This window comes from candidate division KSB1 bacterium (assembly GCA_022562085.1).
Lineage (GTDB): Bacteria > Zhuqueibacterota > Zhuqueibacteria > Oceanimicrobiales > Oceanimicrobiaceae > Oceanimicrobium.
On the sequence record JADFPY010000302.1, the window covers coordinates 1 to 5,690 of the forward strand.

Annotated in this window: 6 protein-coding genes; 3 read left to right on the forward strand and 3 right to left on the reverse strand. The window is 40.2% G+C overall.

Annotated elements, in window-relative coordinates; genetic code table 11:
• Positions 1–165: 165 nt before the first annotated feature.
• From IH879_18630 to IH879_18640, 3 genes are read right to left on the reverse strand one after another with little or no spacing between them, the layout of a single operon-like run.
• Positions 166–738: a DUF4202 family protein gene (locus IH879_18630; protein MCH7676942.1), complete on the reverse strand. Its 573-nt coding sequence runs from the start codon at positions 736–738 to the stop codon at positions 166–168.
• Positions 731–2,161, reverse strand: coding sequence for an NTP transferase domain-containing protein (locus IH879_18635; protein MCH7676943.1), 1,431 nt, complete (start codon positions 2,159–2,161; stop codon positions 731–733). The genes IH879_18630 and IH879_18635 overlap by 8 nt, the downstream gene beginning before the upstream one ends.
• Before the next feature lie 23 nt (positions 2,162–2,184).
• Positions 2,185–2,316 carry a pentapeptide repeat-containing protein gene (locus IH879_18640; protein MCH7676944.1) on the reverse strand — a complete coding sequence of 44 codons (132 nt, stop codon included), beginning with the start codon at positions 2,314–2,316 and terminating at the stop codon, positions 2,185–2,187.
• A 507-nt stretch (positions 2,317–2,823) separates the two neighbouring features.
• Between IH879_18640 and IH879_18645 the strand changes: the two genes are divergently transcribed.
• The 3 genes from IH879_18645 to IH879_18655 form a co-directional block, all read left to right on the forward strand.
• Positions 2,824–3,735: a hypothetical protein gene (locus tag IH879_18645; protein MCH7676945.1), complete on the forward strand. Its 912-nt coding sequence runs from the start codon at positions 2,824–2,826 to the stop codon at positions 3,733–3,735.
• 43 nt (positions 3,736–3,778) lie between these two features.
• A complete protein-coding gene (locus IH879_18650) occupies positions 3,779–4,711 on the forward strand; it encodes a hypothetical protein (protein MCH7676946.1) in 933 nt (310 codons plus the stop codon).
• Between the two features lie 421 nt (positions 4,712–5,132).
• Positions 5,133–5,690, forward strand: a 558-nt coding sequence (locus IH879_18655) for an ammonium transporter (protein ID MCH7676947.1), incomplete at its 3' end; no start/stop codon positions are given.

The window sequence follows — 5,690 nt, forward strand, 5'->3', positions numbered from 1 at the left end:
TGTTTCATTGACGGTTTGCTGGAATCGAGTTGATCCTGCAATTTTTCATTTATTTGAATTCCTAAAAAAATTGTATTTGCAACGCTCTCCATTATTTCATTCAATTTTGCACCTCTATGCACTTTTAAAATAATATTATTCGGAATCAGAATTTTTAACCGCTAATTATTGGGCTCGTTCGTTTCGAGATTCCAAGACAACCTTTTGAAATAGTGCTTGCAGTTCCACATTTTCATAACAGAAACTTCTAACAATAGATTTGGCATTTTGGGATAATCTTTGATATCCCCAATTTATTCTAAAAGCGGTTTCCATCTCCGAATTTCTTTGAAAATAGAAAGGTAAATTTACATCAAAATATGAAATGCTGTCTGCATCCTTTAAGATATTTGCTTCCGGATTCCCGCCGAATTCGTGACAAATAACTAAATTATTTATTTTGTCAATAATGGTTTGGTTAAGGTCATATTTTGACAGAATCTCATAGAGTACTTTAGCACTCTTTCTGGAATGGGCTTTCTTAAACTCGTTATAGTCTGCATAATTTTGTCGCTTGGTTTTCCGTTCGTTAAGACTTCTTTCTATATCGTGGCCCAGTGCTGCAATTTGCAGCGCCATATCCGCTTCTGGTTTTAGTTTTAAAACCCATTCTCTGGTATTCTTGGAATGTATTGAATCTTCCGGGACTTCCGATTTGGAAATGACCGTTTCAATTTCTGCTTCAATACTTTCAAACATACTTGGGTCTCAACAGGACTAACCTTCGGATAGATTCGACATTAGTGATAATGGCTAAGATTGCTAGTACAAGAAAAATCTGATTGCTCAATGCACCTATGAAGATTAGAAGTAAACGCATATCTCTCCCGATTCTTATTTGAATTTTGCTCGATATATTCTTCCTGAAAAGTGAATCATATTTGTCTGAGGTATAGCTATTCAAAAACGTACCCATGAGGGCAGCAAAACCGACCGTCCAAATCAAAATGTCATGATTCAAGAGCCAATGACCTTGAACCATACCGAAAATAATTAGAGCATCTGCATATCTATCTAAAACGGCATCAAACCAACCGCCATATTGAGTCTGCTTAAATTTCAATCGGGCAATTTCCCCATCACAACCATCAATGATGGAGGAAAACTGAGCCAATATTCCACCGATGACTAAATAGAGATACTCTCCGGCACAAAAAAACAAACCGGCAAAAACTCCAATTATGAAACTTAGTAATGAAATTCGGTTTGGAGTGATGCGGGTTTTGACAAGAAATGCAGAAATTCTTGTGGAAAAAGGCCTGTTACAGATCTTAGATATTGGACCGTCTGTGTCTTTTGCTAATTGTTCCAGCAATAATGATTTGGCGTTTTTTAAGGCTTGATCGTGATCCACGTCGATCCAGTATTTATCAGAAATATCCAATGCTCTCATTTTACCAGAATTGGCTAAAATCCTGATGCCACCGGAAAGAGCATCGTTTCCGTTGGCAATACTTTCATCAAGTGCATCAAAAATAGCCGGCGTGCATAGAAAGATACCCGTATCAATTCCATTATACTCGCTCAGTTGTTTTTCGATAGCTGTAATTTTACCATCTCTTATGACCACTTTTGTGGCGTCGTGGACATCCAAATATTTATGATGGTTTCGATCGATACAAAGAAGACATTCATCCCTTTCTAAACTGATTTCTCGAAGCTCGGTCAAGATTTCATAATCAAACAAGTGATCGGCCATTAAGAGGATAAATGAATGCGGTACTATATTTTTTGCTTTAAGAACGGATATGCCATTGCCCTTTTCCCACTCATCATTAAAAACGTAATCTATTCTTACCCCGAGTTTGTGTCCGCTCCCTAAGTAATTTCTGATCTTTTCACTATTGTAACCAAGAACAATTAGAAACTTTTTAATACCTGATTTTTTAGTTGTCAAAATGATCCTTTCGATCAGACTTAATCCTAGCAAAGGTATTAAAGGCTTGGAAACACCGTTATTTTTTTGTCTTCTTCCTCTTCCGGCGGCTAATATTATGGCCATTGCAGGAAATCTCGGCAAATCATCAGCTATGAAGTTCTCGGCAATTATTTTTACCGAACCAAAGCTACCGCCTGTCAAATCTACCTCCAACTCATTCTCTAAAAATTTTGATTCTTTCAAATATATTCTCTCCTTTCTATAAGTTAGAAATCATAATTATCAAAATTTACTGTTTCAAAATCAGCAAATTTAAGCTTGGCATTGCAAAGATTGGCATATGATAAATCAACGCCAGCCCAAATAGCCTCTGCCTCAACTAAAACTTTGAAAATAATCTTTTAGGGCTTTATTGGTACAGACCGTTCGTAAAGCAGTACACGATGGTTTGTTGGAAAACCGAAGGTAGCCATAGCTTCGCTTTATGGCTATGCAGTGAGGTCTATTAACAATGGATATAAGTTAACGCCTTCCCTCAACAAAAGCAAGTTATTTTTGAGTCCTGATGCAAAAAAGATTTGCTCGACTGTGTATTTGTGCGAACATCCGCGAGGTTGCGCAATGGAATGCTTCAGGACGTGGAAATGCCGCTTTGCCCGGGCGAGTTTTCACACCGCCGCATGAGGAACACCATAGCGTGCGGCGATCAATCGTCAGCCGGCGGGTAAGGAATCTTGCGAATTTGAGTAGGGCTAAAGATTCGGTGCCTGAGTTGATAAATCATATTAAAGGGTTGCGTATTTTTTTTTGTGATTATATTAGCCAGGTTTTGATGAATACTTTCGCATCCAAATCGCACGGACAAAATAGATTTAGATTAAAGTTTATTTTTTTTTGAGGAGTTTATGCCCGTTACTAAATTTTTGATTGTCAATCTATTACCTCTGATTCTTTTAGTTGATTTCGCAGTTGCACAGCCTCTGGTACAAAAACTTAATGAGACAGCATCAGTAGATTGGTCCAGACAAGTGATTCTTACTTCGGGAAGCAGCTCGAGCCTGCCACCCGACTCCGATGCTTCTCAACGTATTGCAGCGATAGAACGAGCAAAAGCAGCAGCAGTTGAAAATCTGTTCAAAGCAATCAAAGAACTGCCCCTGGACGCACATTCAAAAGTTAAACAAGCTTTGGAAAACAAATCGCTATCGGCGGCTTATATTCGTCAGATTGTACAAAAATATACAATTGTAGACACCCGGTCGATGTCTGATATGTCGGTTGAGGTGGATGTTGAATTGCCGCTTATAAGTAACCTTTTGCCCCTGCTTTTCCCGAAGAACAAAAACGATGGCAGGCTCAAAATAAGTGACGAACCTCTATGTCCAACCTGTCTCCAACTCTGGCCGAAAGATAAAGCCGTTCCCGGTGATATAAAGTTGATCGTTCCGAGTGAAGGACTCACTACAAGTAAGGGGACGCCTTTTACAGGTTTGATCATCGATGTCCGCGGGTTGAATTTTAATCCAGCGCTTAGCCCAATGGTTGTAAATTCTGCCAACGAGGAAATATACAGCGTCAGTTATGTCGATCGAGCCGTTGCTTCAAAACTGGGCATTGTTAATTATCAGGATGATTTGAGCCAGGCGTTAAAAAACGAAAGAGTGGGGAAAGATCCTCTTGTCGTTCGCGGGGTGCAAGTCTCCGGCCCGTTGAGTTCAAATATTATTATATCCGCTAATGATGCGATTTTAATTCACGCCGCTGCTAAGACCCGAAATTTTCTAAAAAAATGTAAAGTCATAATTTTGATTGGTTGAGGGTGAACAACTAATTTCAAAATTTTTTAAAGAGGAGTTTGTTATGAAAAAAGCGGGAGTTTGGATATGTTTGATTGTTTTTTCTGTGTTGTTAATGAACAGCTGGTCTCAAGCAGATTCGAAGGATCAGAAAAAGAGAATAAAGAAGCGGGTTGCCGTTTTTATATTCGATGACAAAACTGATAAGAGCTGGCGTTGGTGGAATAAGAAAGGAGTCGGTGAAGGGATTGCTGAGATGCTCACTACTGCACTGGTTAAAACCGGCAATTATCGGGTGATTGAGCGCCGCGAATTGGATCAAATTTTAAAAGAGCAGGACCTTGGGGCATCTGGAATCGTCACGCCACAAAGCGCTGCTAAAATCGGAAAAGTTCTTGGTGTTGAGTTGGCGGTTATGGGAGCTGTAACGGAGTTTGGGTATAAGAAAAGTGACACCGGCGGCAGGATAAAAGGGATCGGCCTGGGTTTACAAAGCCAATCAGCCACCGTCGGAATCGATTGCCGCATGGTGAACACAACCACAGCCGAAATAGTGGCTGCTGATAATATTAGAAAGGAAAAGTCTTCGAAAGGAATCAGAGTGTCGACTCCGAAATTTAGCTTTAAAAACAGAAAATCATTCGACGAATCTTTGGTCGGTAAGGCAGCACGGGAGGCAGTAAAAGACGTCATAAAATTAATTGACAAGAATGCTCCTAATATTCCCTGGCAAGCAAAGATCGTTACCGTAAAGGGGGTTAAGGTTTTTATTAATGCCGGCTCTGTAAGTGGAATTCAGACTGGAGATATTTTTGCCATCTACCAAAAGGGAGAAGAATTGGTAGACCCGGATACCGGGTTGTCCCTGGGGAGTATGGACACGAAAGTAGGCGCAATCAAAGTGACTAATCCAAATATTGGAGAAGGTAAAGCCTCTCAGTGCTCGATTGTCAGTGGCTCCGGGTTTAACCGAGGGGATTTTGTTCGGATCGAGTAGTAGGTGTCGCCGATTTTCATCCTTCGATTTCGTTCAGGGTGAAGAAGAATTTTAGAAAGGAGACCATTGGTGTCTCCTTTTTTTTATCCCAAAAACTGCTTTTAATTTTTATTTAAATTTCTTATATTCAGCCTGATTTTCACGATTTTGAAAACGCATGAAAATAATAGATGTTGAACATAACCTTGCTCCATTAGTTTTATCAGGATTTTAGATAAACCATTTTTAATTAAATGAGTTACGTATTTTTCTTTGTGACTCCTTACCCCTGCCATTTCCTCTTAAGATCAATAAAAGAATGTCTCTGGATTGTAAGCCGAATGAAACATGTTTGAAACAATTAAAGACTACACTTGCTCAAACTGAAAATCGGTTAGATTTTTATCCAACCCTTCAGTACAAGATAAAAAGGAGCTGATCTATGAGAAATATAAAAGTCGTTTTCTCCTTGGCCTTTCTTGCTCTATCCATCTTCGGATGGGCATCGACAAGCTGGGCTGCGGACGGTGTTTCAGCAGAGATGTTCACTATCAACAACACATGGATGCTGGTCGCGACGTTTCTTGTCTTTATCATGCATCTGGGTTTTGCCTCACTTGAGACGGGGTTGACCCGGGCAAAAAACGCGACGAATATTCTCTTTAAAAATACATCCATTATCGCTATAGGTCTCCTGACCTATGCAGTGATGGGCTTTAACTTGATGTACCCGGGAGATTTTTCCATCGGCCAATTCTTCGGGTTTGCCGGATGGGGAATTTCCAGTCCTGAAGGTGCTGCCGGCCTGATTGATTATGCCGACGGAAATTATACGTATTGGACAGATTTCATTTTCCAAGCGATGTTCGCTGCAACAGCAGCAACGATTATTTCTGGGGCAGTCGCAGAGAGAATCAAATTGTCCAGCTTTCTCATCTTCACAACCTTCTACGTTGCCATCGTTTATCCCATCGTTGGGTCATGGAAATGGGGTGGCGGT